Origin of the sequence: Hazenella coriacea, from assembly GCF_004341825.1 — a bacterium.
GTDB lineage: Bacteria > Bacillota > Bacilli > Thermoactinomycetales > Thermoactinomycetaceae > Hazenella > Hazenella coriacea.
The window spans coordinates 227,433-254,144 of sequence record NZ_SMAG01000001.1 but is presented as its reverse complement, the minus strand read 5'-3'; the positions used below and the strand labels follow the sequence as shown (position 1 = coordinate 254,144).

28 protein-coding genes are annotated in these 26,712 nt (G+C 38.2%); 17 read left to right on the top strand and 11 right to left on the bottom strand.

Annotated elements, in window-relative coordinates; translation table 11 throughout:
- Window positions 1–101: 101 nt before the first annotated feature.
- The 13 genes from EDD58_RS01240 to EDD58_RS01175 all read left to right on the top strand — a co-directional run bounded on the left by EDD58_RS01240 (window position 102) and on the right by EDD58_RS01175 (window position 10,800).
- On the top strand, window positions 102–410 hold the full coding sequence (locus EDD58_RS01240) for a hypothetical protein (protein ID WP_131923025.1): 309 nt from the start codon (window positions 102–104) through the stop codon (window positions 408–410).
- A 71-nt stretch (window positions 411–481) separates the two neighbouring features.
- Window positions 482–916 carry a hypothetical protein gene (locus tag EDD58_RS01235; protein ID WP_131923024.1) on the top strand — a complete coding sequence of 145 codons (435 nt, stop codon included), beginning with the start codon at window positions 482–484 and terminating at the stop codon, window positions 914–916.
- Window positions 917–1,255: 339 nt separating this feature from the next.
- A complete protein-coding gene (locus tag EDD58_RS01230) occupies window positions 1,256–1,519 on the top strand; it encodes a WXG100 family type VII secretion target (RefSeq protein WP_131923023.1) in 264 nt (87 codons plus the stop codon).
- A gap of 108 nt (window positions 1,520–1,627) precedes the next feature.
- Window positions 1,628–2,092 carry a hypothetical protein gene (locus EDD58_RS01225; protein ID WP_131923022.1) on the top strand — a complete coding sequence of 155 codons (465 nt, stop codon included), beginning with the start codon at window positions 1,628–1,630 and terminating at the stop codon, window positions 2,090–2,092.
- A complete protein-coding gene (locus tag EDD58_RS01220) occupies window positions 2,076–2,372 on the top strand; it encodes a hypothetical protein (protein ID WP_131923021.1) in 297 nt (98 codons plus the stop codon). Before EDD58_RS01225 ends, EDD58_RS01220 begins: the two co-directional genes overlap by 17 nt.
- A gap of 14 nt (window positions 2,373–2,386) precedes the next feature.
- Window positions 2,387–5,731, top strand: a complete 3,345-nt coding sequence (locus tag EDD58_RS01215; protein ID WP_131923020.1) for an FtsK/SpoIIIE domain-containing protein — start codon at window positions 2,387–2,389, stop codon at window positions 5,729–5,731.
- A 23-nt stretch (window positions 5,732–5,754) separates the two neighbouring features.
- Window positions 5,755–6,396, top strand: a complete 642-nt coding sequence (locus EDD58_RS01210; protein WP_131923019.1) for a hypothetical protein — start codon at window positions 5,755–5,757, stop codon at window positions 6,394–6,396.
- Between the two features lie 129 nt (window positions 6,397–6,525).
- A complete protein-coding gene (locus tag EDD58_RS01205) occupies window positions 6,526–6,729 on the top strand; it encodes an SUKH-3 domain-containing protein (RefSeq protein ID WP_131923018.1) in 204 nt (67 codons plus the stop codon).
- Between the two features lie 236 nt (window positions 6,730–6,965).
- Entirely contained in the window at window positions 6,966–7,391 is a 426-nt protein-coding gene (locus EDD58_RS01195) for a hypothetical protein (protein ID WP_131923016.1), read from the top strand.
- Between the two features lie 208 nt (window positions 7,392–7,599).
- Window positions 7,600–8,307: an MBL fold metallo-hydrolase gene (locus EDD58_RS01190; protein WP_131923015.1), complete on the top strand. Its 708-nt coding sequence runs from the start codon at window positions 7,600–7,602 to the stop codon at window positions 8,305–8,307.
- A 27-nt stretch (window positions 8,308–8,334) separates the two neighbouring features.
- Window positions 8,335–8,901 (top strand): TetR/AcrR family transcriptional regulator, encoded by a 567-nt coding sequence (locus EDD58_RS01185; RefSeq protein WP_131923014.1) that lies wholly within the window; start codon window positions 8,335–8,337, stop codon window positions 8,899–8,901.
- A gap of 416 nt (window positions 8,902–9,317) precedes the next feature.
- Window positions 9,318–9,638 (top strand): hypothetical protein, encoded by a 321-nt coding sequence (locus EDD58_RS01180; protein WP_131923013.1) that lies wholly within the window; start codon window positions 9,318–9,320, stop codon window positions 9,636–9,638.
- Between the two features lie 256 nt (window positions 9,639–9,894).
- The gene (locus tag EDD58_RS01175; protein WP_131923012.1) at window positions 9,895–10,800 is read left to right on the top strand and encodes a TIGR01777 family oxidoreductase; all 906 of its coding nucleotides are present in this window, start codon (window positions 9,895–9,897) and stop codon (window positions 10,798–10,800) included.
- A 90-nt stretch (window positions 10,801–10,890) separates the two neighbouring features.
- On the opposite strand, the gene EDD58_RS01170 is transcribed toward EDD58_RS01175, so the two are convergent.
- The 7 genes from EDD58_RS01170 to EDD58_RS01140 form a co-directional block, all read right to left on the bottom strand.
- Complete coding sequence (locus tag EDD58_RS01170; protein WP_131923011.1) at window positions 10,891–12,447, bottom strand: ABC-F family ATP-binding cassette domain-containing protein; 1,557 nt, start codon at window positions 12,445–12,447, stop codon at window positions 10,891–10,893.
- 293 nt (window positions 12,448–12,740) lie between these two features.
- Complete coding sequence (locus EDD58_RS01165) at window positions 12,741–13,364, bottom strand: 4Fe-4S single cluster domain-containing protein (protein WP_131923010.1); 624 nt, start codon at window positions 13,362–13,364, stop codon at window positions 12,741–12,743.
- Window positions 13,364–14,116: a ComEA family DNA-binding protein gene (locus EDD58_RS01160; RefSeq protein WP_131923009.1), complete on the bottom strand. Its 753-nt coding sequence runs from the start codon at window positions 14,114–14,116 to the stop codon at window positions 13,364–13,366. The genes EDD58_RS01165 and EDD58_RS01160 overlap by 1 nt, the downstream gene beginning before the upstream one ends.
- Before the next feature lie 5 nt (window positions 14,117–14,121).
- Complete coding sequence (locus tag EDD58_RS01155) at window positions 14,122–14,334, bottom strand: DUF2997 domain-containing protein (protein WP_131923008.1); 213 nt, start codon at window positions 14,332–14,334, stop codon at window positions 14,122–14,124.
- Window positions 14,334–14,780: a hypothetical protein gene (locus EDD58_RS01150; RefSeq protein ID WP_131923007.1), complete on the bottom strand. Its 447-nt coding sequence runs from the start codon at window positions 14,778–14,780 to the stop codon at window positions 14,334–14,336. Before EDD58_RS01150 ends, EDD58_RS01155 begins: the two co-directional genes overlap by 1 nt.
- Before the next feature lie 60 nt (window positions 14,781–14,840).
- Window positions 14,841–16,457 carry an AAA family ATPase gene (locus EDD58_RS01145; RefSeq protein ID WP_131923006.1) on the bottom strand — a complete coding sequence of 539 codons (1,617 nt, stop codon included), beginning with the start codon at window positions 16,455–16,457 and terminating at the stop codon, window positions 14,841–14,843.
- Window positions 16,458–16,588: 131 nt separating this feature from the next.
- Complete coding sequence (locus EDD58_RS01140) at window positions 16,589–17,593, bottom strand: NADP-dependent oxidoreductase (protein ID WP_131923005.1); 1,005 nt, start codon at window positions 17,591–17,593, stop codon at window positions 16,589–16,591.
- Window positions 17,594–17,784: 191 nt separating this feature from the next.
- On the opposite strand from EDD58_RS01140, the gene EDD58_RS01135 reads away from it, so the two are divergent.
- Window positions 17,785–18,327 (top strand): hypothetical protein, encoded by a 543-nt coding sequence (locus tag EDD58_RS01135; protein ID WP_131923004.1) that lies wholly within the window; start codon window positions 17,785–17,787, stop codon window positions 18,325–18,327.
- A 65-nt stretch (window positions 18,328–18,392) separates the two neighbouring features.
- Here the strand turns inward: EDD58_RS01135 and EDD58_RS01130 are convergent, their stop codons facing one another.
- Entirely contained in the window at window positions 18,393–19,064 is a 672-nt protein-coding gene (locus EDD58_RS01130) for an AarF/UbiB family protein (RefSeq protein WP_131923003.1), read from the bottom strand.
- Between the two features lie 181 nt (window positions 19,065–19,245).
- Here EDD58_RS01130 and EDD58_RS01125 point away from each other — a divergent pair, with 181 nt between their 5' ends.
- Window positions 19,246–19,728: a tetratricopeptide repeat protein gene (locus tag EDD58_RS01125; RefSeq protein WP_131923002.1), complete on the top strand. Its 483-nt coding sequence runs from the start codon at window positions 19,246–19,248 to the stop codon at window positions 19,726–19,728.
- A gap of 189 nt (window positions 19,729–19,917) precedes the next feature.
- Here EDD58_RS01125 and EDD58_RS01120 read toward each other — a convergent pair whose 3' ends face one another.
- The 3 genes from EDD58_RS01120 to EDD58_RS01110 form a co-directional block, all read right to left on the bottom strand.
- Window positions 19,918–20,475, bottom strand: a complete 558-nt coding sequence (locus EDD58_RS01120; protein ID WP_131923001.1) for a GNAT family N-acetyltransferase — start codon at window positions 20,473–20,475, stop codon at window positions 19,918–19,920.
- 127 nt (window positions 20,476–20,602) lie between these two features.
- Window positions 20,603–22,126, bottom strand: a complete 1,524-nt coding sequence (locus EDD58_RS01115; protein ID WP_131923000.1) for a class I adenylate-forming enzyme family protein — start codon at window positions 22,124–22,126, stop codon at window positions 20,603–20,605.
- A gap of 346 nt (window positions 22,127–22,472) precedes the next feature.
- Entirely contained in the window at window positions 22,473–23,933 is a 1,461-nt protein-coding gene (locus tag EDD58_RS01110) for an erythromycin esterase family protein (protein ID WP_131922999.1), read from the bottom strand.
- 268 nt (window positions 23,934–24,201) lie between these two features.
- Between EDD58_RS01110 and EDD58_RS01105 the strand changes: the two genes are divergently transcribed.
- Together EDD58_RS01105 and EDD58_RS01100 are read left to right on the top strand one after the other, a co-directional pair.
- Window positions 24,202–24,474: a hypothetical protein gene (locus tag EDD58_RS01105; protein WP_131922998.1), complete on the top strand. Its 273-nt coding sequence runs from the start codon at window positions 24,202–24,204 to the stop codon at window positions 24,472–24,474.
- 460 nt (window positions 24,475–24,934) lie between these two features.
- A complete protein-coding gene (locus EDD58_RS01100; protein ID WP_131922997.1) occupies window positions 24,935–26,710 on the top strand; it encodes a B12-binding domain-containing radical SAM protein in 1,776 nt (591 codons plus the stop codon).
- Window positions 26,711–26,712 lie beyond the last annotated feature (2 nt).

Sequence of the window (26,712 nt, the reverse complement as noted above, 5' to 3'; positions counted from 1 at the left end):
TTATTTACATATTGTTAGTTTGCAAAAAATATAACATTATCAAGAATAATTAAAATGCTATAATAGATAAAACAAATAAAGTGCACAAGGAGGAAAACAGAATGTCACTCTTTAACGAAGAAAAATTAAAAGAAATCCTTTTGACCGAATGTAACTATTATCAACACCAAGCAGAAGATAAAATTGAAAGCTTAAAAAGACTGCAAGAGCCATTACAAAAAGCATTACAACAGTGGATTGAGGATCGGACGATCTCTGAAGAAATTGAAGTGGAGGGTGTTACACTCAAATATATTATGGATAAATGGGATAGTAACTTTACCAGTGCTCTGTTTCTCATGAGTGCATTTATGAAAGAGCCCCAAAAAGCCGCAAAATTCAAATCGGTTCCTTTCTTCTTCTATAAATAAGGATGTGGTCACAATCATACTTGAGAATGTTTCACACTTCAAATTGGGAGAAGGCTTCTCAAACTGAAAAAATGAAAGCTTTGCAATTTCTTGAATATGATTATGCTTTAAAGCAAGGAAGATATCCTTCCTATATTGAAGAAATAGCAAAATCAATTGAAAAAGAATACAATAATCAATTTGAAGAGCAGAAAAATCTTAGTTCTCCTAAAAATTCTCATGAACAAAAAATAGAACAGACCAAAGAAGCTAATGAACAAATATTGACGCATAACAGCAGTCAGTTCTCGGCGATTATGAATAGAATTAATGAACTCTATAAGCAGCAAACAGGAAAAGATTTAGTCCCTTCTCTTTCCAAAAAATCTAATAACATGGATGGTATACATAACGAGAGTCAACCATTAATAAATGTTCGAGATGTAATAACTGAGGCAGTAGAAGAAAGAAAAGAGTTATCCCAAGTGATTAATCAAAAAGAAAAAGGTATGAATTGGAAGTGCTAAGAGTCCGTTGCCTTGTCATTTCATCACGAAATTACTTAGTCAAGATTAGTAGGATGTTGAGTGAAACAGGCTTTACCTCTTCTTAGCAAAGGTACAAGTTCATGGAGGGGGAAATTGTTCCGATGCTCAGGTTCATCGACACTACTGAGTCAAAATTTAACATCAAAAGAATTATTCTCCCCCCTCTCCCACTTGACATAACCCCCATAGACAAACAATAATAGATAAAATGAAAAAATTACAAAATCATTAATTTTTCACTAAAAATGCTCATTATAGAGTATTAAAGTCATTTTATTTTCGAAAATCGAATTTTTACAACCTAGAGGAGGTACTAGGATGAATGTAATCAACTCTCCTGAGGCCGTTAGAAACTATGCAAAACAAATTCAACGATTTGTACAGCAACAAAATCAATTACTCCAAACTTTAAAATCTGCTCATTCGAATGTGGGGGGACAATGGAGAGATGCTCAACATCAAAAATTTGGCCAAGAGCTTGAGTCGATGATCAGCCAGATTAAGAATCGGTTACCTGAGTTTGAAAGTTATATTCAACACCTTAATGCGAAAGCCTCCCAATTGGATGACTATTTAAGATAAGTTTGTAAGTAATAGAAGCCTTATTTTTCATGATTTCTAAGTGAGAAGTCATTTTGAAAAATAGGCTTCTGATGTTCATATGGAGTTTTTCGTAAAGGAGGGTTGGAGTTGCTGTCGAGTATCCATGAAGAAGGGGAAATGATCGCAAGAAATGATCATAGTCATATCAATGGTGGATTTAGTGACATGTCACAGATCCACAATAAAATGCGTCTAGCTGCGCTTGAGGGAAAAGTGCTCAGTTTCAAGATCAATACCTTAGTCTGCTCTGCAATCATTTATGGGGTTTTTGGTAGCATTTTGTGGACAAGTGAATATTTTCACGTTCAGAATCTTTTTGCGGGCTTGCTCATTGGATGTGTATTTGGGACGGCGATTACCGCTTTTTATAATTATAAATGGGCGAAGACCTATGATGGAATCGAATATGGATGGACCCTACTTTTGCCATTAGGAGTAGCTGTTGGGTGTTATATCGCTATGCGGTTATTAGTCTGGTTGATCGCGATTTTTTTCATGTTAGTGATTATGATGATTGTAGGTAAGATATGTAAATTTGCAAGTGGTAGTTGAAGAGCGAGTGGCTGTACCTCATTTTGATGAAGCTAAGGATGTGAGCATGATGAGACCTTCTTCAACCATTTCTGAAATTGCTGCGAAGTGTCAGAGTTTATTTAAGACTTTAAGTTCTGATTGGCAATCCATCGAACCGCAATGGAGAGATTCGCAACGGAAAAAATTTGAACAGTCGGAGATCGCACCCGTTTTGTCTTCTGAAGGACAGCTTTTGAGTCGGATCAATCAAGTGTACTCCATCATTTGTGAAATAGAAAAGAGAGGTTATCTCCCATAAGGAGAGAGTGATTGATGAATAAATTTGCCACCAATATTCTAGACTGCGTTGATAACATTCGAACATCAATCGATAACTATACTCAAGCAATTCATAAAATCGAGAGGGATTATGAAGCAGAACAAGAGTCAATCCATGAGTCTTATCGAAGTGAAAAGAGTCGATTAGGGGCTGAGTTAGAAGCCGAAAAACGTACATATCAAGAGGAAAGTGATCAGGTTACAGCTGGGATTACAAAGTATTATTCGATTGCAATTGCACACGAAAGTGAATTTTCGATCCTTGATCCTGAGTATTACAAGAAAAGAGACCATCTTCAAATTGCTGATCATTATTTATATCCATTTGATCATATTCGAGACCCTGTTCGTGAGATGCAAGCCATTGCAGATCGAATTGAGCAGCTTGGAATTGATTTACTCAGAAAACGATCTGTGATTCATCTTCTGGTTGGAAATAGACCCAAAAAGTATGCCGAAATCAAGTATTTGGTGGAACGAGCAAATACAATTCATGATCGAATACAGAGTGAAGTTCAAGAGCATCTTTGTAAGCAAATGAGTGAAGCGGAAAGAAAGTATGCTCGTTTAATGGAAGAGCTTGAGAATAGTCAAAGAGAACAGCTTCATCAACTCAAGCTTACTGAAGCTACTATGAGGGAAAAGGCAGAAGATACATTTAAGATACAGCTTGAAGAAATGATGCCACCTTATATGTTGCAGGCAATCGCCAAGCGAATCAGTTTATATGAACCTGATTTTTCCCATTATACCCATCCTGGTGAGGAAATCCCAGTTATTCAGATCGGTACCATGAAAGTAAGACTTAATCACTTAGATTCACCAGAACGATCAAAGGAAATATTAGAAAGGTATGAAGAATTCATCAATGAAGACTACATCCTTATGCCTTATGCATTTCAATTCAATGATATATGTTCATTACTGATCCAATCCAACTTTTTGATTGAAGATCAGGTAAATCAAGGTGTCCAAGCTGTGATCGCCCGAATGCTTGCCCAGTTACCACCTACACAATTACATTGTATCTTCATAGATCCCAAAAATGCAGGCCGAATCTTCTCGCCTTATATGAAATTATCATCTAAAGATGAAAAAATAGTAGGGAAACAAGTGTTTACAAGTCAAGATGCGATTCGTCAAGCTCTGGATGATGTGTATAACCATATTGATCACATCATCCAATTTAAATTATCTTCCGGGACTGGATTTGGAGATATCTATGAATACAACACCTTCGCCAAGGAAAATGCTGAAAGCTACAAACTGTTAACTGTATTAGACTTCCCCAAAAATTTCACTGTAGAAATGATGGAAAAACTACTCTATATCATCGAAAATGGGAGCAAATGTGGTGTACATGTAATTGTTACATATAACTCGGAATTTGTTTCCCAATATCAACAGGATTCATTTGAGCAAATCATCAACCACATGGGAGCAATTTCTAATGTCATTCAAAGTGATCGTAATGATCTAATGATTGGTAACCCATCAAATGAAATTCTATTTGAATTTGTTTCTCCACCACAATCATCTCAATTGGTGGCTTTCGTCGATGAGTTAGGCGAACAAGTAGTGATTGCCAATAAGAGGGAGACTCCCTTCTCGGTGATTGCTCCTAGGCAGACCGATTGGTTTGCAAAGAGTAGCTCTGACTCATTAACGATTCCTATTGGAAAAACAGGAGCTGGTGAGATTCATCCCTTGATTTTTGGTGCAGATACTTCTCAGCATGCCATTATTGCAGGAAAGACAGGATCAGGAAAAACCTCGTTACTACACACGTTGATCACAAGTGCATGTATCAACTATAGCCCAGATGAGTTGAACCTATTCCTATTGGACTTCAAGGAAGGTGTAGAATTTAGCGAGTACGCCACCCATCGGATCCCCCATGTAAAGGTTCTCGCTCTGGAGAGTGAACAAGAATTTGGCGAAAGTATCTTGATCGAGCTCCAACAAGAACTAAGTCGTCGTGGAGATCTATTTAAAAAGCAATCTGTTCAAAATATCATGAATTACCGAGAAAAAACAGGGCAAACCATGCCAAGAATCCTTCTGGTTATTGATGAATTTCAGGTTCTTTTTGATACGCAGAAAAATCGTAAAGTGGCTCATAATTGTGCAGCGATCTTGGATGACCTGGTTAGACGGGGAAGATCATTTGGGATTCATGTGATTTTATCATCACAAACCGTCTCTACAGTGATGAATTCGTCACTTGAAACCTCAACCCTGTCTCAAATGGCAGTAAGAATTGGTTTAAAAGCAGACGAAAAAGACGCTCGTGTGTTACTAGGACAAGATAATGATGGGATTGCCAGTTTAGGACAAGAAGTGGGCGTAGCTATTTATAATAGTGATGCTGGCAATGCGACCAATGTAAAGTTTAGAATTGCCTATCTGGATCGAAAATACCAAGTAGAGATTCTCCAAAAAATCGGGGAGTATAGTTCACAACAAGGGTATGTGTATGAGGCCGAAGTTTTTTCAAGTCAAGCAGAGGCTACTATGGAGGATCCAGCTCTCCTATTTAGAAGAAGCGAAGATGATTACGGCTCTATCTTATGGTTGGGCAAATCGGTTCGAGTTGCACCTCCTTATACCACCATCCATTTACAATATCAGCATGAGGATAATGTGGTGATCTTGGGTCAGGATGAGGGACTTGCACGAAGGATGATCTATTATTCACTATGCTCAGCTTTGTGTTCGGGCTCTCATGCTTCCTCTGAAACGCGCATTATTTTCGTTGATTATCGACCGCTTCATAACCATCGAAATGATACTGTAGATCTTCTGATTGAGCAGACAGGTAGCCATATACGTAAAGTTAGTAACGATAGCGAGTTGCAAAAACAAATCACTTGGCTTTATGAAGAAATGGACCAACGCCGTTCTGGAGGGAGTCAGAATCGTTCTCCATATTATTTATTTGTTCATGGGATTCAGCGGATTCGTCTCATCATTAAGACAGCTGATGAAAATTCATTTTCCCTAGACTTCGATCAAGAGAAGCCCGTTGGGAAAATGTTTCTTGAGATCCTCAACGATGGTCCAGCACTGGGGATTTATACAATCATGTGGTGTGACACCTATGGAAACCTCAACAAATTTCCATATGGTACCCAAGATCTTTTTGGCTACAAAATCGCTCTGTTATTACGTGAAGAAGACTCTAACAAGTTTCTAGGAGAAAATATCGCTACGGATCTAAAAGGCAAGTTTGCGATTTGCCGAGACTTATCTGGCGAGTTTCGAAAGTTTCAACCTTTTCAATACCCTAGTAAAGAATGGAAATCGGAGTTTATTAGGGAGATTGTCGGTCAGGGTTAGCATCTCACAAAGTAGGTGAAGTGATGGATGCTCATGTATCCTTGGAAGTGTTAGAAAAGTTCAAGAAATCATTAACCCAATTCAATAAAGGTTTAAGTGAAGAAGCACAAAAAATGCAATGGGTTCTTAATAAAGTTTATGAGCAACTTCAACAAAAGCACAATGAACTAAGTTTCTCGAGAGCGGGCAAAGGAGAGAAGAAAGAAGAAATGAGTAAATGGCTATTAAAGATGAATCGTGCCCCTTATATTGAAAATCCAGATTGGCAATCCATCGAAGAGCATCTAGCTAAGATGAATGGACAGGATGTTTCGATGGTTTTACTGAGACGAAAAGCTAAGGGGGAATTGGTTATTCATGGTGGGAACATAATAGATAATGAAAAAATCTTCTATGTCAATTATTGGTATGAACTGACGGATCAACTATTTGATGAGGAAGAAGAGGAAGGAATTGAAGAATTTTATCCAAGTGATACCTATTTTGAATTAGTGGATGGAACAAAAAAAGAAGGAAAAGAATATTCAATTACGATTTCACAATTATCGGTGATGCCAGAAAATGTATGTGTTTCTTGGGATTATATGATCAAAGCAGTTAAATACTTTTTTGATCAAGATGCTAGTCTAAATCCTGATCAAATCTGGCGAGAGTTTGATATGTAAGAATGTCCATTTAATAAAACAACACATAGCTTCATTAACTTTTAGAAGTGTGTGTTGTTTTATATTAAAAGACAGTTATTAGTTATTGATGATAGTCGAAAGTAAATACACAATAATCGGAGGGATCATATGCAAACATTAACGAAGGAAGTAGAGAATATTCTTGCTCAATCTGGATGGCATATAGATCGGCAAGTTGATATAACAGAGATCGAAAATTTTTTGAAGTCCAAGGGATATTCATTATCTCCATTAGTAATTAAAGCTTTACAAGAATTTGGAGGAATCGAATATACATTTAGGCATCCTGATGAATCGTGCCCCTTATATTGAAAATCCAGATTGGCAATCCATCGAAGAGCATCTAGCTAAGGTGAATGGACAGGATGTTTCGATGGTTTTACTGAGACGAAAAGCTAAGGGAGAATTGGTTATACATGGCTGTAATAAAGTAAATCATGAAAAAACTTTATGTGAGCTATTGATATAAACTGACGGATCATTATTTGATGAGGAAGAAGGGGAAGGAATTGAAGAGTTTTTATTGTAACACTATTGGGGGGATGTAAATGTCTCATTGGCGAGACGTTTTTTTAGATAAAATCGTTGCAATGCCGAAACTTAAAAGGGTATTGATTGAAGTATTTAGTGATAAACAGATGGAAATCGATCCAGAAGATGTAGCTATTATTGGAGATATTACTGAATTTCCAGCGAACAAACGTATTGTCTGTGACGTTTCTTTATGTGAACATGAATTTAGATTTATGATATCTATTTATATCGTAGATGAACAACTAATGACCGAGCAAGATCATGAAGTGGTATCGAAAATTTGTTCAAAACTAAATTGCCGAGCTTTAGTTGAAGATGTAAATGTTATAGCTACTAATTTAATGTATCTTGTTCATCCGAGTGGGCACCATGAACATTTTACAGTGAAAAATTCCGAAAAGTTAGAGGGTATGCATATCGGAGCTAGTTACTTTAGTTAGTTCTAATCAGTACTCATATAGAGTAAGGGAAAAGGATTATTTATATCTAAATATTTTGGGTTATTCACAACACACAGTTCTTCCCCCATTTTGAAGAGCGTGTGTTTTTTTATGTAGAAACAATCTTCTTGCGTTAACTAATGATATTAGTTAATATAAAACTAACATAATTAGTTTTTGTGCTAATAAAAGTAGGAGAGGTGTTATCATGCGAATCATTCGTGAAAAGACGGTTTATCAACTAACTTTTTTACCACGTTTTTTTCCTGTCAATTGTTATTTAGTCGAGGAAGAAAGTAACTTAACTTTGATTGATGCTGCTCTTCCCTATAGTTCAACGGGGATTTTACGGGCGGCCAATGAGATTGGAAAACCAATTACACGGATTCTTTTAACACATGCACATGAAGATCATGTGGGAGCGCTTGATGCATTGAAGCAAGAGCTACCTGAGGTTCCTGTCTATATTTCTAGACGTGATGCCCGGTTAATGGAAGGGGACCTTACTTTAGATGTGAATGAAACAGATACTCCGATTCGAGGTGGAGTACCTAAAAAATTAAAGACAAGAGCGGATGTATTACTTCAAGATGGAGATCAGGTTGGATCGTTGCTTGTGGTGGCTACACCAGGTCATACACCAGGTTCGATGTCATTTCTTGACACTCGTAATAAAGCTTTAATCGCAGGTGATGCTTTTCAAACAAGAGGTGGAATTGCGGTTTCAGGGCAAATACGACCATGGTTTCCATTCCCAGCTTTCGGTACATGGGATAAAAAGACATCACTAGAAAGTGCATGTAAGCTATATGAGTTACAGCCTTCATTACTCGCAGTGGGGCATGGATCGATGTTAACCCAACCAGAAGTAGAGATGAAACTTGCGATCGATAAAGCCAAACAGAATTTAGAATAGATTTTTGATAGGAAAGGAATGATTGGCATGGCCCCACGAATAAGACTGGATCTCAATACAATTCTAGAAGCTGCAATTGAAATTGCTGATACACAAGGTGTTGACGAGGTAACATTAGCCTCTTTAGCAAAAAAATTAAAGATTCGTCCTCCTTCACTTTATAACCATGTAGACGGGTTACTAGGATTGCGAAAAGAGCTTGCTATTTATGGTCTGAAGCAACTTCATTTCCATTTAACTCAAGCAGTGATTGGTCGGTCGGGGGATGAGGCCGTTCATGCCCTAGCTAAAGCTTATGTGGAATTTGCTCGTGAACATCCGGGTTTATATGAAGCGACTCTACGTTCTCTGAAACCATATGATCAGGATATTCAAAGAGTTGGAGATGACATCGTAGATCTAGTCGTTCGTGTACTGAATGTTTATGGCTTGAAAGACGAAGCAGCGCTTCATACAGTACGGGGATTACGTAGTATTTTTCATGGGTTTGCTTCTCTTGAACAGCGTGGTGGATTTGGTCTTCCACTTGATCTTGACGAAAGCCTTCGTTTGCTGATCGACACCTTTCTTGCAGGTATTCACAAGATGAAATAAGCTTGAAAAGCATTTTAAATAGGTATTCATATTCATCATTTTTCTTAAATATCAACTTTAAAACTTTGACAAAATCAATACTTTTGTATGATGTTTATATAATTTCTGATAAAATTTATTTAAATTTGACTCTAAATTATTTGGTTCATTCGAATGAAAGAATATAAGAAATTAGCACCTCAGGTCATCCACATCGATGGACAGTCTGGGGTCAATTTATTTCTTAAGGGCATGACTGGATAAAGGTGGGGATTACACGACTATCAAATAGTGAACAGAGTTGTACTTTACAACGCTTTCCTCGTTTCTTCTTGATATTATTCGGAGTGAGCTTTCTTAGTTTAGCAATCTTTCTTCATTATCAATTTTAACTAAGGGGATTTATCTTAACATGATCTATACTTAGGGGGTAAAAAATGATTGCATTAAAAATCCTACCTATAGTCATGGGATTGTTCACCTTGGCCTTTGCTGCTTTTATCCCAAAAGGTGCAAGGCTACAGATGAATTTGAAGGAATATTCTAGGGAATATTTTGAGGATGATCTCAAAGGCTATAAAGATTCGATTAAAGGTACGAAAAGCATTTACTCCTTTGACTTTATTTTGACAGTACTGTTTTTTATCAAAGAAACTATCTTCGGATTTGGCACTAGTTTTTTCATACAACGTTATCCGCAAATCTTTTTGGTGTTTCTTGGAGTTTGTTTAATGAGTGTAGCTATCTTAATTCAATAATATTTCTTATGTAAGTAAGGATTAATATATATATTATAATAGGATGAATGAAGTGACCTCGATCAGGGGTCACTTTTTTTGAAAAAGGATTAATTAGAGCCATGGAGAATATGATATTGATTGAAACAAAAAATATATTATTTACATTCATAAAGGTGATTATTGGAGAACATTTGAGAATTGGTGTCAACTGATAAGGAAATCTTCCTAATTATACTGGTGCTAGTTTGTGAATTTTGCACAAAGGAGTACGAAAATGAGTCGAAAAATGGTTTTACCAGGTGGTTCGGGTTTTTTGGGGCAGGCATTGGCAAAAGACTTAGAGTCACAGGGCTATGAAGTCATCGTGTTAACTCGTGGTACGCAGAAAACAGAGGGGAACATTCGATTTGTACAGTGGGATAGTTCTACTCTAGGAGAATGGGTATATGAGATTGATGGGGCAGAGGGGATTGTTAACTTTACAGGGAGAAGTGTCAACTGCTTATACACGGCTAAGAATCGAGCAGATATTATCCATTCTCGTGTGGACTCAGTCCGGATACTTCATGAAGCTATTAAGCAGTGTGACTCTCCTCCCAAAGTGTTTGTTCAAGCTGGCTCATTAGCCATCTTTGGTGACACACGAGAAGAATGTGACGAAAACGCCCCACATGGTGAGGGATTCTCAGTGGAAGTTTGTCAACGGTGGGAGAAAGCTTTTTTTGCTGAAAATCTTCCTGAAACGAGACAAGTGGTTTTGCGGATTGGATTTGTTCTAGGGCGGAATGGTGGAGCACTTGAGCCGTTGCAAAAGTTAGCGAGATTTGGTTTAGGTGGAACCATTGGATCAGGACAACAGTATATCAGTTGGTTGCATATTGATGATCTCAATAAAATGATTCATTACGTGATTGAAAATGACTGCGAAGGTGTTTACAATGCAACAGGTCCAAATCCTGTAACGAACCAAACATTTATGGAAACTTTACGTAAAGTGATGGGAAAAGGATGGGCTCCGCCTGCTCCAGCCCCTTTGGTACGTTTGGGGGCAGTGACGGTGATGAGAGCAGATCCGGGGCTAGCGCTTACAGGTCGTAATTGTATCCCCAAGCGGTTGCTCGATGAAGGGTTTCAATTTGCATATACGGATTTAGGGGATACCTTGAAAGAGTTGGTATAAAAGCGATTTTAAAGGACTATAAAATGAAGATAAATTTTTGTTGCGATTGCTGGCAACTAAAAAATCCCCAGTGATAGGGGACTTTTTATTTCAAAAAACTTTTGTGGTCCAATGTTCACAGTTCCACACATCTGTGACTACATCACGGTAAAAGTCGGGTTCATGGCAGATCAGTAGGATACTTCCTTTATAAGTTTGAATGGCTCGCTTTAGCTCAACTTTGGCGTCAACGTCCAGGTGGTTAGTGGGCTCATCGAGGACAAGAAGGTTAGATTCGCGATTGATCAGCTTACACAAGCGAACTTTGGCTTTTTCGCCGCCACTTAGCACCTCTATTTTGCTTTCGATGTGTTTGGTGGTTAAACCACATTTGGCAAGGGCTGCACGTACTTCGAATTGTGAAAGGGAAGGAAATTCATTCCAAATTTCATCAATACAGGTGTTGTAATTGGAACCTTTGATTTCTTGTTCAAAATAGCCGATATGAAGGTATTCACCCCGCTCAACTGAACCTGACAGTGGCTTAATTTCACCTAAAATACTGCGGAGAAGTGTAGTTTTTCCAATTCCATTAGCACCTACGAGTGCGATTTTTTGCCCACGCTCCATACGAAGGTTCAGTGACTTGGAGAGTGGTTCATCATAGCCAATCACAAGCTCTTTTGCTTCAAAAATAAGCTTTCCAGAGGTTCTTGCTTCTTTGAAGTGGAACTGTGGTTGGGGCTTTTCTTTAGCTAGTTCAATTAGTTCCATTTTATCTAATTTTTTCTGACGCGACATGGCCATGTTCCGTGTAGAGACTCGAGCTTTATTTCTAGCTACAAAGTCTTTTAGATCAGCAATTTCTTGCTGTTGTTTTTTATAAGCGGCTTCAAGCTGTTGCTTTTTCACTTGGTAGACTTGTTGGAAATGGTTGTAATCTCCTACATATCGATTCAACTCTTGATTTTCCATATGATAAATTACATTGATTACATCATTTAAAAAAGCAATATCATGGGAAATGAGGATAAAAGCATTTTCATAGGCAAGAAGGTAACGCTTTAACCAATCAATGTGTTGCTCATCTAAGTAGTTGGTTGGCTCGTCTAACAGAAGAATATCCGGTTTTTCGAGGAGCAACTTGGCAAGCAAAACTTTGGTTCGTTGTCCACCACTAAGATCATGTACATCTCGATCCAGTCCAATCTCATCTAACCCAAGACCACTTGCAATTTCCGTCACTTTTGCATCAATCATGTAAAAATCATTATTGGTTAACAAATCCTGTATGATGCCGACTTCATCCATGAGCTGTTCAAGTTCAGAAGGAGAGGCTTCAGCCATTCTTTCATAGTGTTGATTCATTTCCGTTTCTAAATCAAATAGGTATTGGAATGCACTTTTTAAGACATCACGGATGGTTAAGCCTTTTTGTAGCACTGTATGTTGATCTAGATAACCGACTCGAACTTTATTAGCCCACTCAATTTTACCTTCATCGGGTTCTAATTTTCGAGTGATTATATTCATAAAAGTAGATTTACCTTCACCATTAGCACCGATCAGTCCCACATGTTCTCCTTTGAGAAGACGGAAGGAGATATCATTAAAGATCGCTCGATCGCCAAAGCCATGGCTTAAGTTTTTCACAGTTAAGATACTCATGTGGATTTACACCTTTTTCTATAATGACATGGGATAGATGTTAAATGTGATCTCGTGACCGTTTACGTAGCTGCTATCTTATTCATGTCTAGTATGCATGTTCATCCTAAAGCTCTGATGACATCAAATATTCTAATGGATCTATGGCGTAAGCTCAAGAAAACATTTATCTCAACTGTATTTATATAGTAGCTCTTGTTATAAAAAAAAGAGCCTTACTTTTACCAAGGCTCTTTCATGATGATAATATCTTAGTGAATATCAATCAATTAGTTAGGAGGCGGTATTTTGTATTATTTATTCATTTGACTTCGTTTTTGATAAAATTCTTCTTCAAATAGCTGATGTAACATTTGTTGTGAAGCCATACCATTTATTTCGATTTGACCATCGGGATTGAGGCGGACTTCAATTTTGTTGGGAATTTGCTGCAATTGATTTTCTAAATACTTATAACGATCGGTTAAAAATCGATATTGCTGGTTAGATGAACCCACCCAAGGTCGAGCCAGATCTAAAAGTTCTTGTTTAAAGGGTCCATCGATGAGCAGATCCGTGACTGTGAGTAAATCTTGCCAATCTTGACGTTGAGAGGATTGTAGGTGCTTATATTCATAACCTGAAAATGTTACCACGGATAGCCCTTTCGATTTAAGAATTTTCCCTAGAGAGGATAAAGCTTCTGCTTGCTCAAAAGGTTCCCCACCCACAAAAGTAACACCTTCAATCTCTGGTTCCTCTAAGATTTGCCGAGCAAGTTGTTCGACTTCAACTTCTTGTCCGTGATTAGGAGACCAGGTCCAAGGTACAGCACATCCTTTGCAATGAATCGGACAACCTTGTACCCAGATACAAGCTCTTACTCCTGGTCCCTCTACAGTAGTTGTAGGCAAAAAACGGTGGATTCGTAGCTTCATCAGTAGTCAACCATTCTGCCATGTGAAGAGGGCTGTTTGGGATAAATAGGAGTGACTACAACTAAAGGCCTAATTCTTTCCACAATATGAGGCTTTAACTGGAGTAAAAATGCAAACTCTTCAAGAGATTGAAATCCTCCACGGTACTGTCTGTGCTGAATCGCTGCTCGAGCCAAAACAGTGCCTATTCCAGGCAAGGAAGCGATCATTTCTTCAGAAGCAAGATTAAGATTAATAGGGCTTTGGTTTGGTGGAATCGTTGAAGATGACTCTACAGCATGATGGTTGGGTGAAAAAGATGTTGGTTCCTTTTTTTCCTCAAATAGATGTGCATGAGATTGATTAGGCTGATGAGTAGGTTGAACACGATTTCCATATTCAGCTTCTATTTTACGTTTTAATGCCTCATTTTGATTGATTTTATTTGCTTTTATCGTGCTAAGTCTTAGTAAGTATTCTTTACGAACCAGAAAGGCATGTACAATTGCAATGATCCCCAGAAACAAGGTTAAACCAGCAGTGACATTAACCATCCAATGATCATTGTTAGGATTGTTATCACCGTCCATAAATATCATGGCTAAAATAAATGGGATCGCATAAATGATTCCTGATATTATCCACTTCGTTTGTTTGGTACGAAAGCCGATATAAAAAAAAGAGATCCAACTAAAGAAACCAAATGCAAAAGTCCATAGGATCCAAATCGAATTCAACCATTCCCATTTTTGACCGCGATTAGTGATCGACATTAGTTTCACTCCTTCAAAGTCTGTTGCTGTTTGATTCTGTCGCTGTTCAATTCCTCTGCTTCAAAGTACTCAGATGTATAATTCGAATCAAAAGTTTCTGCCTCTAATAACTGCTCTAAAATCCGAATATACTCTGTACACTTTTTTCCTTTAATTCCTTCGATATGGGCAGCGATTTTTCCATCCCGTTGAATTTGAATTGTTACTTTTTGATTCATCAATATCCTTCCTTTCCAATAGAAAAGGTGAGTAATACAGACTGATCTTCTTGGACTGTTTCAGATTCTAAAAAAAGTCCATGGTTGGGAGCTTGTTGTTTTAACCGAAGATAAACTTGCTCCTGAACGACACGAAAATATTCTTCATGTAGGTTGTTTACGAAGTTTTCTGCTTGACTTTGTGAAATATCACCAGTAAATAACGCAGTAAACCCTTGCTCTTCGTCAGTGGTAAAGATAATCTGTGTCGCATCAACAGATAAACTTACTTCGTCAGAAGTAGCAATAGATTGACATCCTAATTGTACCAATGTTTTTTGTAATAGTTCCTTATTTCGAATCTGTGTTTGTATTTGGTGCGAGTTTGTAGAATAGTCGGTTGTCTTTGTGGAGAGTGCACTAGCTACAGCGATCGCAACAGGAATCAATGCCAATTCAATACTCAATCTTAAAACCTCCCTCTTAAAATTGAAGATTACTCAATCAATCTCTCGTTTTCTTCTTTTTTAAAAATCAATACTTCGTCCTCCGCGTGTTGCGGATATATCCCCAGACTCTGATGAAGATGTGCTTGAATACTCCATTCGATCTTCTTGTTTAGTGGCAGCAACTGCACGGAGATTGGCCCAATCGCGAATTTGCTTGATTTGCTCCGCTTGTGTAACAGAGAGTGGGACAGTTTGACGAATAGACTTAACGAGATCCTCGGGTTGAAGGGCTCTTTCTTCATAAAAAGCTTCAAATAATGCTGAAATAACAACTTGTTCGATTTCTGCACCGATAAAGCCTTCTGTCATTTGTGCTAAAGCTTCCAATAGAGACGGAGAGATTTCAAAATCTCCTGCCACGTCCTTATGTTGGAGTCTTTTTTGTAAGTGAATCCGGAAAATAATTTCCCGTTCCCTCCGTGTTGGTAAATCGACAAAGAAGATTTCATCAAACCGACCTTTACGAAGAAACTCAGACGGTAGGGAGTGAATCTGGTTTGCTGTTGCCACGACAAAAACAGGTTTTGTTTTTTCTTGCATCCATGTCAAGAAAGAACCAAATACACGTTTGGAGGTTCCAGAATCACCTGCATCGTTGCTAAATCCTTTTTCAATCTCATCGATCCATAAAATAGAGGGTGCGATGGCTTCTGCTACTTGGATCGCTTTTCGCATATTTTCTTCGCTACTACCGACGATCCCACTGTACACTTTACCAATATCAAGTCGAAGTAAGGGGAGTTGCCACATGGCACTGATTGCTTTGGCAATTAAACTTTTCCCGCATCCAGGAACTCCAGTGATCAAAATTCCTTTGGGTGAAGGCAAGCCATACAGCTTAGCAGAATCCAACCAAGACTTATTTCGCTTCTTTAACCAGTGTTTTAGATTTTGTAATCCACCTACATCTGCTAACTGTATATCTGTTTGAATAAATTCTAGGATTCCAGATTTTTTAATGACTTGACTCTTTTCTTCTAAAATGAGTTGGACATCTGAGATGCTTAGCGTTCCATCTTCAACAAGGGCTCGAGCAAAGGCGTTTTCAGCTTCTTGTAAAGTAAGACCTAGTGCTGCTTTAGCTAACCGCTCTTTTTCCTCATGGGTCAAACGGATTTGAATCCGTCCATTCCTACTATTCGTTGCAATCATATCATCTAAGAGATCTTGGATATTTTGATAGGAAGGTAAGGGGAAATCTAGAATGGTGATCTCTTTTTGTAAATCATCAGGAAGAACTAGACTAGGAGAAATAAAAATGACATTTTTGGGATTGGCACTATTTTTGAGTAAGATCGATAGGTCCCTGATTTTCCGAATGATTTGTGGATCAGCTTGTCTTTCATGACCCAAATAGATATGAAAGTCTTTTAAGATAAAAATAGCCGCTTCTTCAGTGTTTTCAATAATTTGAAGTGCTTTTAAGGGTGACGTTGTATTCTCTGAGTGGTTGTAATTTGTCATTCCCGTAGTGACACTCCATGTCATCACTTTTCGGGGAGTATTAATGAGTTGAAGATCATTGACAACGGTATGGATAATTTGAATGAGTCGGTCTTCTTCCCATGTAGGTATGTACAAAAAAGGAAATCGAGCTTTTAATAGATTTGCGAGTGTTTGTTCAAAGTGAGACATCAAGGATTCCCCTTTTTAGAAATATTATCTATCCTCCATATTATAGTCCAAATAATATCCTTTTTCATTGATTTATAGTGAGTGAAAAAGGGCTATGTCAAAGTGACATAGCCGGAAGAACAACGGTTATTTTAATCGGCTACCTTGACCAATTGTTTCCCGATATTATCTCCTCTAAATAGACCGAGGAAGGCTTGTGGAGCATTTTCTAATCCATCCACAATATTTTCCCGATACTTGATCTTCCCTTCATGCAGCCAAATAGAAAGTTGTTTTAACGCTTCCCCAAAGCGGGAGGCATAGTCGCTCACGATAAATCCTTGGACTAGGGCACTGTTAATGAGTAAGAGTGAAAAGTTACGGGGACCTAGCTCTGGCTTTTCAGCATTATATGATGCAATCTGCCCACAAAGGGGGATACGTGCATGTTTATTGATGTGACGTAAAACTGCATCCGTAATGCCTCCACCAACATTATCAAAGTAAATATCCACACCATTGGGGCAAGTTTCTTGGATCGCTTGGTTGAGATCAGTACAGGTTTTATAATTGATCACTGCATCAAAGCCTAGCTCATTTTTTAAATAAGCAATTTTCGCTTCGGATCCAGCGATACCTACAACATGACAACCATTCAATTTGGCGATTTGACCCACGATGCTTCCCACAGCGCCAGCAGCCCCAGAGATGACTACGGTTTCTCCTGTTTTAGGTTTTCCAATGTCTAAAAGTCCGAAGTAAGCGGTCAAACCAGGCATACCAACGACACTGAGAGCCGTTGTGAGGGGGGCTTGTTGAGGGTCTAATCGAGTTAATTGATCTCCATGACAGATAGAGTAATCCGCCCATCCAAGTGTCCCCAACACGAAATCTCCTTCTATAAAATCGGGGTGTTCAGACTCAACGACTTTTCCTACTACACCACCAGTCAGAACTTCATTTAGTTGAAAGGGAGGGATGTACGATTTGCTATCATTCATTCTACCTCTCATATAGGGATCAACCGATAAATATAACGTTTGGATAAGTACCTCATGATTTTGGAGAGAAGGGATGGGGGTTTCTATCAATTGGAAATTGCTTTCATCGGGCATTCCTTTAGGGCGACTTGTAAGCAAGATTTGACGGTTCTTCATATTTATTGATCGACTCCTTTTTTGATTTCTATAACGTCTTTTTACCCCTTTCTTAGAATCACAATCGTATAAAATGTAAGGTTAATTGTTAATTATCTATATTTAAATTTATTCAATTTAGGTATAATAAATTTAAATATGAAAAAATAACATATTTATAAAGTAGAAGCATCCAGTCTAGGAGGAAAGAAATGAGTTTTGTTCAGATTGATCCAAGCCAAACTGAGCTATTACAGAAAGATATATTGGAATTGACCCAAGTTTTAAAGGAAGTCCCAATGGAATCAAATTGGAGTGAACCATTGTTTCTTAAAGCACTCAAACATAGATATAGACCGGAAAAGGAAACAAAACTGGAGGAGGTTTCCACTTCAGAGGATTCTCTTGATGATTTTGATCGTCAACTGGAACGGATAGATATAATGATTGGAGAAATTCAACTCGATAGAATGCTTGAAAATCAAAGCGGTCATACATATAGAGGACCAATCACTTTACCACAATCAGATTCACATGCTCAGGATTTGGACGAGGTTTTAGAGCTTTCAGAGGAAATCCAGTCAGAACTGATCCAAGGCAAGGTGAATCAAGATCAATTGGCTAAATTAAATAAGAAGCTTGAAAGCCTCAAAATCAACTATGGTAATGTCGCAGGTGTAGCAGTAGCGGCAGCCGCTGTAATTAGTGGATTGACTGATTTGCTTGAACTTATTAAATCATTATCTGGACAATAATCTATAGTGATTAATTCGATCAACTCTCTTTGCGATCATAACGAGAGAGTTGACCTTTTGAGCATTTAAGATGAAAAGAAACGACGTCTTTTTCGGCGATGTTTACGACGGGATGACGATGAGTAGGAAAATGAAGATGAAGAAAAGCTACGTGATGAGAATGAAGAATGTTTGTGACGGCGTCTACGTCTTTTTTTAGAAGAGAAGGGGAAACTGAATAAATGATATTTAATATTTTCTAGCTCTTCTCTAATCTGATCTGTGTAACTTTCTTGATTAGTAGTGTAAAAGAAACGACCGACATCAATGATTTTAATATGATTGTCTTTGTCAATCATGATGTTATTGAGGTGCAGATCATGAGCAATAATCCCATCTCTATAGCAATCTTCAACATATACTTCAATTTGTCTAAAAATTTCATCATTAAGCGAATCCCCAGATTTTAATGCCTGTCCAAGAGTATAACCAGATACTTTGTCCACAACCATAAATTGCTCTTCTTTATAATGAAGATTGGGGAAACCAGAGTGATTATGTAAATGATTCAGCATAATAAAGTCATCATTTTCACTATACTTTTCTTTGAAGACTTTGACGGCGTAGTTTTCAAATTCATACACTTGACCACTTAATCCTTCACCTAGTAAGGGATGATGGTCTTGCATTTTTCCGCTTGCCACTATTTCTCTAAGATACTCAATGGTTCCTTGATCGTTGGAAAATGTATATTTCAATTATAACGCTCCTTTTTTATTTTATTTTACTAATTAATCAATCTATTTGCGAGTGTTAATCTATGTATTGGGTTATTGATTGCTGTTTGATCAATTCTATCAATCGAATAGACGACTCATTGAACTATATGTAGGATTTGAGTGGTTAATGAATAAGAAAAGGTTTGGAGGAGGGATCAAGATGAGTGAATTCCAACGTGCGATTCGATGTCGAGAAGAGGGGCGTCTTGAAGATGCCCAATCTTTATTGTTACAGTTGATCAAACAGGATCCATCTAATCCTCAAACACTGTATCAGTGTGCTTGTGTTCATGATGCATTAGGTTTGGAGAGAGAAGCGATTCCATTCTACGAAGAGGCGTTACAACTGGGATTAACGAGTGAAGAGCGCAGAGGTGCATGGTTAGGGTTGGGCAGTACGTACCGAACGTTAGGTGAATATCTCAAAGCGCAAGAAACTTTGGAAAAGGGGATACAAGAGTTTCCTGATGCTCATGAATTGTACCTCTTTTATGCCATGGTTTTATATAATCTAGGAGAGCATCAACGATCCATGGAGATCCTTTTACAAAAGATGATTGAGCTTACTCAGGATGAAGGGATTCAAAAGTACCAACGAGCTATTCTTTTTTATGCTGATCAGTTAGATCAGGTCTGGGAGTGAGCTAGAAATGAAGTCAACAAATCCGTCATATGGATGAAAAAAGAAGGCATCAACTTTTCTCGGAGAAATGTTGATGCCTCCTATACTCAAGGGGGGAGAGAACCTCCTCCTTTCATTGCAAGAGAAAAGTCGAGCTCCATCATGGATTGAGCAGGTAATTCTGTTCTCATCCACACTACTGTTGAAAGGTTAGTCTCTGTCAAAGTCTTTGGCTAATAATCCCATATGAATCACATCATGATATTGATGATTGTAAAATAGAGCTTCCCGTTTGACGCCTTCTTTTCTGAATCCTACCTTTTCATAAGTGCGAATCGCACGTTTGTTGTACTCATAAACGTCTAATGAAAGACGATGAAGATTACGGATTCCAAACGCATAATCAGCCATTAATCGCATCGCTTCTGTTCCATACCCTTTACCAAAATGTTTTTCATGGTAAAGGGCGATCCGTATATTGGCACTGCGATTGACCAGATCCATATGATTAATTTCTACGTCTCCAAGTATTTCATGAGTTTGCTTGGAAACAATCATTAAAAAGACATGATCATTGGACATCAATACATTTTTTAACCATGCTTCTATTTTTTCTCTTGTAAAAACTTGAGAAGTGCCAGTCAATCGACGGACTTCAGAATGATGAAAACTGTGGTAAAATACTTCAAAATCTTCTGGTTCAAAAGGACGTAGATAGACTTGCTTACCTTTCATGAATTGAATAGGGGATGGCTGAGTTGAACTCATAGCAAAATATCCTCATTTCTCCTGAAATTACGAAGGTTATAACTCTTTAGAGCGAAAACCATTCGTAATTTATTATACCAGTCAATAATTACTAGAACGATAGAGAGATCGTTCTAGTAAATAAAAGCTATTGTTGTACATTTCCTTGAGCAAGTTGTTCTCGTAGAAGGGGTTTGACTACTTTCCCGTAAGCATTTTTGGGTAGCTCATTGACAAATAAGACTTTGGTTACTTTATAGTTGGCTAATTTTTCTTTACATTCATCTAAAATCATTTCTTCAGTTACATGAGCTTCTGCTTTCTTAACCACACAAGCACAAGGCATTTCCCCCCAGATGGGATCAGGGATGCCAACGAGTGCCACTTCTGCCACTTCATCAATCTGACTAACCACAGACTCTACTTCTGCGGGATAAATATTTTCTCCTCCACAAATAATGATATCTTTATAGCGATCAATGACATATAAAAATCCGTTTTCATCTTTTCTTCCTGCATCCCCAGTCAAAAACCATCCATCTTTAAGTACTTTTTGCGTTTCCTCAGGTTTTTTCCAGTATCCAGCAAAAACTTGGGGACCTGTGATTGCGATTTCCCCCACTTCACCTGTAGGTAATTCCTCTCGTGTCTTGGGATGAACAATCTTTGTTTGTACATACATAATTGGTTTACCAACAGAATGTGATTTGTCTAATCCCATAGATGGAACCCAAAAGTGAATCGCTCCAGCCACTTCAGTAGCTCCATAGCCATGAAGAATCGGGTAACCAAGTAAATCATATTGTCGAATCAAACTCTCAGGAACAGTGGTTCCTCCACAAGCGATTTGTCGGAGAGAGCTCAGATCTTTTTCGGTCTTTGCAAGCTCGGGTAGTAAATAAATTAAAATGGGTGGAACAGTCATCATGGTAGCAACTCTCTCGGCTTCGATGGTATCTAAGATTTTGGACGAATCAAAACTAGTCAAAATAACTAAAGTGGTTGCAAAATAAATGGAGTTGATCAGAATGATCACACCACTAATATGAAAAAACGGAGTCATAATTAAGAAGCGATCTCCATAGTGGGGATCAGAGGCAAGGGCGCACCCGATTCCCGTTGCAATAATGTTTTTATGACTGAGTACGACTCCTTTAGGCGTTCCTGTTGTTCCTGATGTACTAATGATGATTGCTGGGTCATCTTCATAGACTTGGACATGGGGTTCTTCGGTAGAGTAACTCATCCATTGAGACTGGAAAGATGGAAGCACTTTCAATCCATGGCACACAGCGATTTTCTTAGAGAGAAAATACCACTCGTTGGACTGAGTGAGACTAGCGGAAAACTCTTCATCATAAAAAAGGATTTTGGGCTTACTGTCTAGAATCATCCCTTTTAATTCCTGAGGTTTTAATCTCCAATTTAAAGGAACAAAAATTGCTCCCACCTTGATCGTCGCCATCATGATGAACGCAAATTGGGGGCTATTTTTACACAGAGTTGTGATTCGATCCCCTTTTTGAATACCAAGCTCAATAAAATAATTGGCTAATTGATTCACTTGTTCATTATACTGCTGATATGTATATCTTTGATCACCAAAAACTAACGCTTCCAAATCGGGAGAAAAAGAAGCTCGGTTTCTAAGAATTTCCCCAATAACATTCATCTTTGATGCGCCTCCATTCCAATATTCAGGTGGTTTTGAAAAGAGATGGTAGGATGTTGCAATAGTTTCTAAGATAAAGAATAACGAGTAATGTTATAGAGAAAGTATACCATTGTTTATAGAATATAAGAAATAGATAGATTATACAGAATTTAAATTATATCATTTGTAGATAGCGTCAAAGTAGCGTTTTAGAAAATTATACATGATTATTAATTAATGATTTAATTCTTTTTATAAATGGATTTTTACTTTCATTTATGCCTTTTCTATATTAGATTCTATTTTTATTTTGTACGAGTTGAAAAAACGCCTGACTCCTTTCAGGAATCAGACGTTAAAACATTTAATGATTTGGATTTAGGTGAAGATGATCTACTTTTGAATTGAGCGAGGAGGATGAGAGGGGTTGAAAACCTTGGATGGATGCCTTGGATTGTTGCTTTTGGCTCGAAGCTGGAGGGATATAGTTGGGAAGGTGAGTTTCATCGATGAACAAGATCCCATCATATTGATCTCGAGGGAGGAGTTCTTCCTCCATGAATCCCCAATCCAGAGCTAGACGAGGGGTATACATCCAAGAAGTTCCTTTTTTATTTTTATGTTTGGCTAGATCAACAAAGATCGCAGGTGACTTCATGTGTTTACCGAGAATTGATTCCATGGTTCCGGTTGGATGAGGGTAACGAACGGGCATAGGCACTCGATTGTTAGAAGCAGATTCTCCACGGTTCATGTACAGTCCGACAGTATAGGTTTGCTTTTTGATATGGTCTGGGAGTAACTCACCCATGGTAACCAATGAACCTCGATATGGAGCTGTAATTTGTGAGTTGTTTTTACGTATATGGTAGTTGTGTCCCCAAGCAATAATTTTTTTATCAGGGTAGAGTTCGTCAGCGACCCAAGTCAAATGTTTGGCCATCGCTTTGTCACGAACGACACTGAGCCGATCCATATTTTCTCCAGCCTTTTCATAATCTTCTTCCTCTAAATACTTTTGGAGAAGGATTGAAGGCTCGATCATTTGATTGATACTGTCGATTCGATCTTGAAATGTATACTTTGTTACTTTCGTTAATTCTGGATGTTGTGGATAGATTTTTTGTAATTGTGATTCGTGTGACTCGACAAATGAAAGTAATTGTTGATACTGAGCAATCAAATGTGGTTGTTCTTTTTTAAATGCATTGATATCTGATTCCATATAGTAGTAGTGAACAAATTTATTCTCCAGTTGGAATGCGAGCTCAGCGACTTTAGGATCTACTTGCTTAAACCAATCTCGAACAAAGGGACTGTAAGTTGCCATTGGCTGATTGTCAAAGCCAGATAAGATCAAAGGATTCTTGGTGTTTTTCTGCTCTTTGATGTAATCGAATAAAGGTAAAGTTTCCTGTGAATGCCAGACACCAAAAATAGAATTTTGCATGGTTGTCAACGGAGGTTTCTGGCCTGACTCAATAAATGCAGCATGGTTTTCGGCTAATCCAGATTCGAAGGAGATCACTTCATAACCTAATTCTTTATGTAAATATTGAATCATGCGAACCTTCGAAGAGTTAAATTCCGCAGCACCATGAGAACTCTCCCCAAGCAAAACGATTCGTTTGTCTTTCAATGTCTGCTTTAGAAAATGCAAGTCTTTGTAGTGATCATTTTCTGAGGGGCTCAAGATTTTAATCGGATTCGCGTGTTTTTGAACCCAATGTTGCCAATCCTTTTCAGATCCAATCGGTTGAGCCGAAACCCAAGAAGGAAATGCCCCCACAGATAAAAAAGCAACCAAAAAGAGTGAGACCCACATCGATTTTTGCTTTGCGATGATTTATACACCCCTTTCATTAATAGGAACATATATCTATCTTAATTATAATGAAGGAATCTTAACAAGAGTTGAATAAGAGTGAAACAATAGCTTAAGAAATTTATATTTTTAACTTTTGTCAGGTTGAATCAACCAGTCCTTTTTTTGTCCTCACCTTCCAATTTTCTTAAATTGGCTTATGATAAGGATAAGGATGTTGGATTGCCACCAGCATCTTTAGGATCATAGGAGAAATGAGGGAGAGGATATGGTTCTTCCATTTATAAATGATGATCATGGCTACCAAACTTGGTGTAATGAACATCAATCGGGGTATGTGGCGACGATTAGGGAGTTTGAATTACAGGCTAGGAATAATGTGATCCATCGGGTTCGTTGTCCACAACTACGGAATCAAGGAGCTCTGAGAAGGTGGACTGTGGGGAGTACAATCGTTTGTTCTACTCAATTAGATGAATTAAAGAAGTATCTAGAAAAAACATGTGGTGAATCTTGGTCTTATTGTAACTCTTGCTTTTAAATGTAAGCCCTTTCACGAAAAGTGTATAACTGAATTTGAGTGAAATCAATCGAAGTCATTGGCATTCATTTTTATATCTAATCAGCTAAGGTGGGTCGCTGTTTCTCTGAGGGATCACTCTTGTGAATATATTACAAAAGTAAGACAGAGAAAACAGTGACCTTCCGGAATTTTGTAGATGTGTTACTAAATTTGCCGATGAAAAAGGTAGATAATAACCAGCTCCCCTGAGTGTAATGCTCAGGTTTTTTGAATTGCTTTTAGGGAGTAGCTCTAATCTTCGACTTTCTGACTACTTCAGTGTAGAATAGGAGAAGATTTCAAGTACATAAGAAGAGATAGCAAACTTTGAAATAGGTTCAGGTCGCAAGTTCAAAAAGAGTGAAAGTCAAATTCTCGTCATTGCCTGATCGAGATCTGACCGAACATAGATTCTAAGAATGTAATGAGGTTGAATCACATGAAAACTGTTTTAGCTACACTCAATGCCAAATATATTCATACCTCTCTGGCACTTCGCTATTTGAAGGCGTATAGTGGTAGAGATTTCGAGACGGAGATCGCTGAATATACGATTAAAGACCCAGTGATGAATATTGTCTCCGATGTATATCAGCGACAACCAGATCTTGTGGCGTTCTCTTGTTATATCTGGAATATCGAAGAGACGATTACAGTGATCAGTATGTTGAAGAAGGTTAAACCAGAGCTGAAAATTGTGTTAGGAGGTCCAGAGGTCTCTTATGACACGAAGTACTGGATGGAGCGTCTCCCGGAAGTAGACTTTATCATTATGGGAGAAGGAGAAGAAACTTTTCATCATTTGCTTACAGAACTCCACGGGGAACAAAAGTTTCATTTTGTGTTGGGGCTCGCTTATCGGAAGAATGAAGAGATCATCCTGAACCCACCCCGCCCGAAACTAGATTTGAACGAGATCCCTTCTCCGCATCGTTTCCCGGAAGACTTGAAAGATCTTCCGAATCGAGTGGTTTATTTTGAAACCAGTCGGGGTTGCCCGTTTAGTTGTCAATTCTGTTTATCCAGTATCGAAGTGGGAGTTCGTTATTTTGATATCGAACGAACTAAACAAGACTTGTTGTATCTCATTCATAATGGGGCGAAGTTGATCAAGTTTGTGGATCGAACCTTCAACATTAAGCGTGACTATGCGATGGAGATTTTTCAGTTTTTAATTGAAAATCATGGTGGGTGTGTGTTCCAGTTTGAGATTACTGCTGATATTATGCGTCCAGAGGTACTTGATTTTCTCGCTGAAAATGCTCCGCAGGGTATTTTTCGCTTTGAGATTGGCGTGCAATCGACCCATGATCCGACCAATGAAGCAGTGAAGCGGCGACAAAACTTCACTAAATTATCTCGTACTGTGACGAAGGTCAAAGATAGTGGTAAAATCGCTCAACATCTAGATTTGATCGCAGGATTACCCCATGAAGATTACAATACTTTTCGCAAAACATTTAATGATGTATTCGCCCTTCAACCGGAAGAACTTCAATTGGGCTTTTTGAAAATGTTGCGGGGAACGGGTATGCGACATGATGCAGAGCGTTACAACTATGTCTACATGGATCATGCTCCTTATGAAATCTTGGGTAATGATCTGCTTCCATTTTCAGATATTGTACGAATTAAGCGTGTGGAAGATGTGTTGGAGAAATATTGGAATGCCCACCGGATGGATCATACCGTCCAGTATCTGATTAAACATGAATTTGCTTCTGCCTTTGACTTCTTCCAAGAGTTTGGAGACTACTGGGAAGAGCAAGGGTGGCAACGAATTGGGCATCAATTGGCAGACTTATTTACCCGCTTATGGTCCTTCTTGCAATACCATGACACGAAACACTTAGAGCGGATTCTGGGTCTGATGAAATACGATTACTATCTCAATCATCGGCATCGCCCACGTAAAGTCTGGTGGAACTTTAGCTTATCTAAAGAGGAACAGTCTAGATTGATTCGTCAGGCAGCAGAAAAACCGGATACGGTTTCTGGGGATTTTGCCAACTGGGGACTGACTGAACGTGATTTGCACAAGCATGCGGTCGTTGAAATTCTTCCTTTTGATCTAGAAGCGTATCTGGAACATGGGAAGTGGGTGGACAAAAAGCATGTATTATTAGCTGTTTATCGTCCTGAAGAGGAAGTGCCTGTACACTGTTATACGATGGTATTGGAAACTAAAGCAGAAGAAAGAGGAAGCCTCGTGTGAGA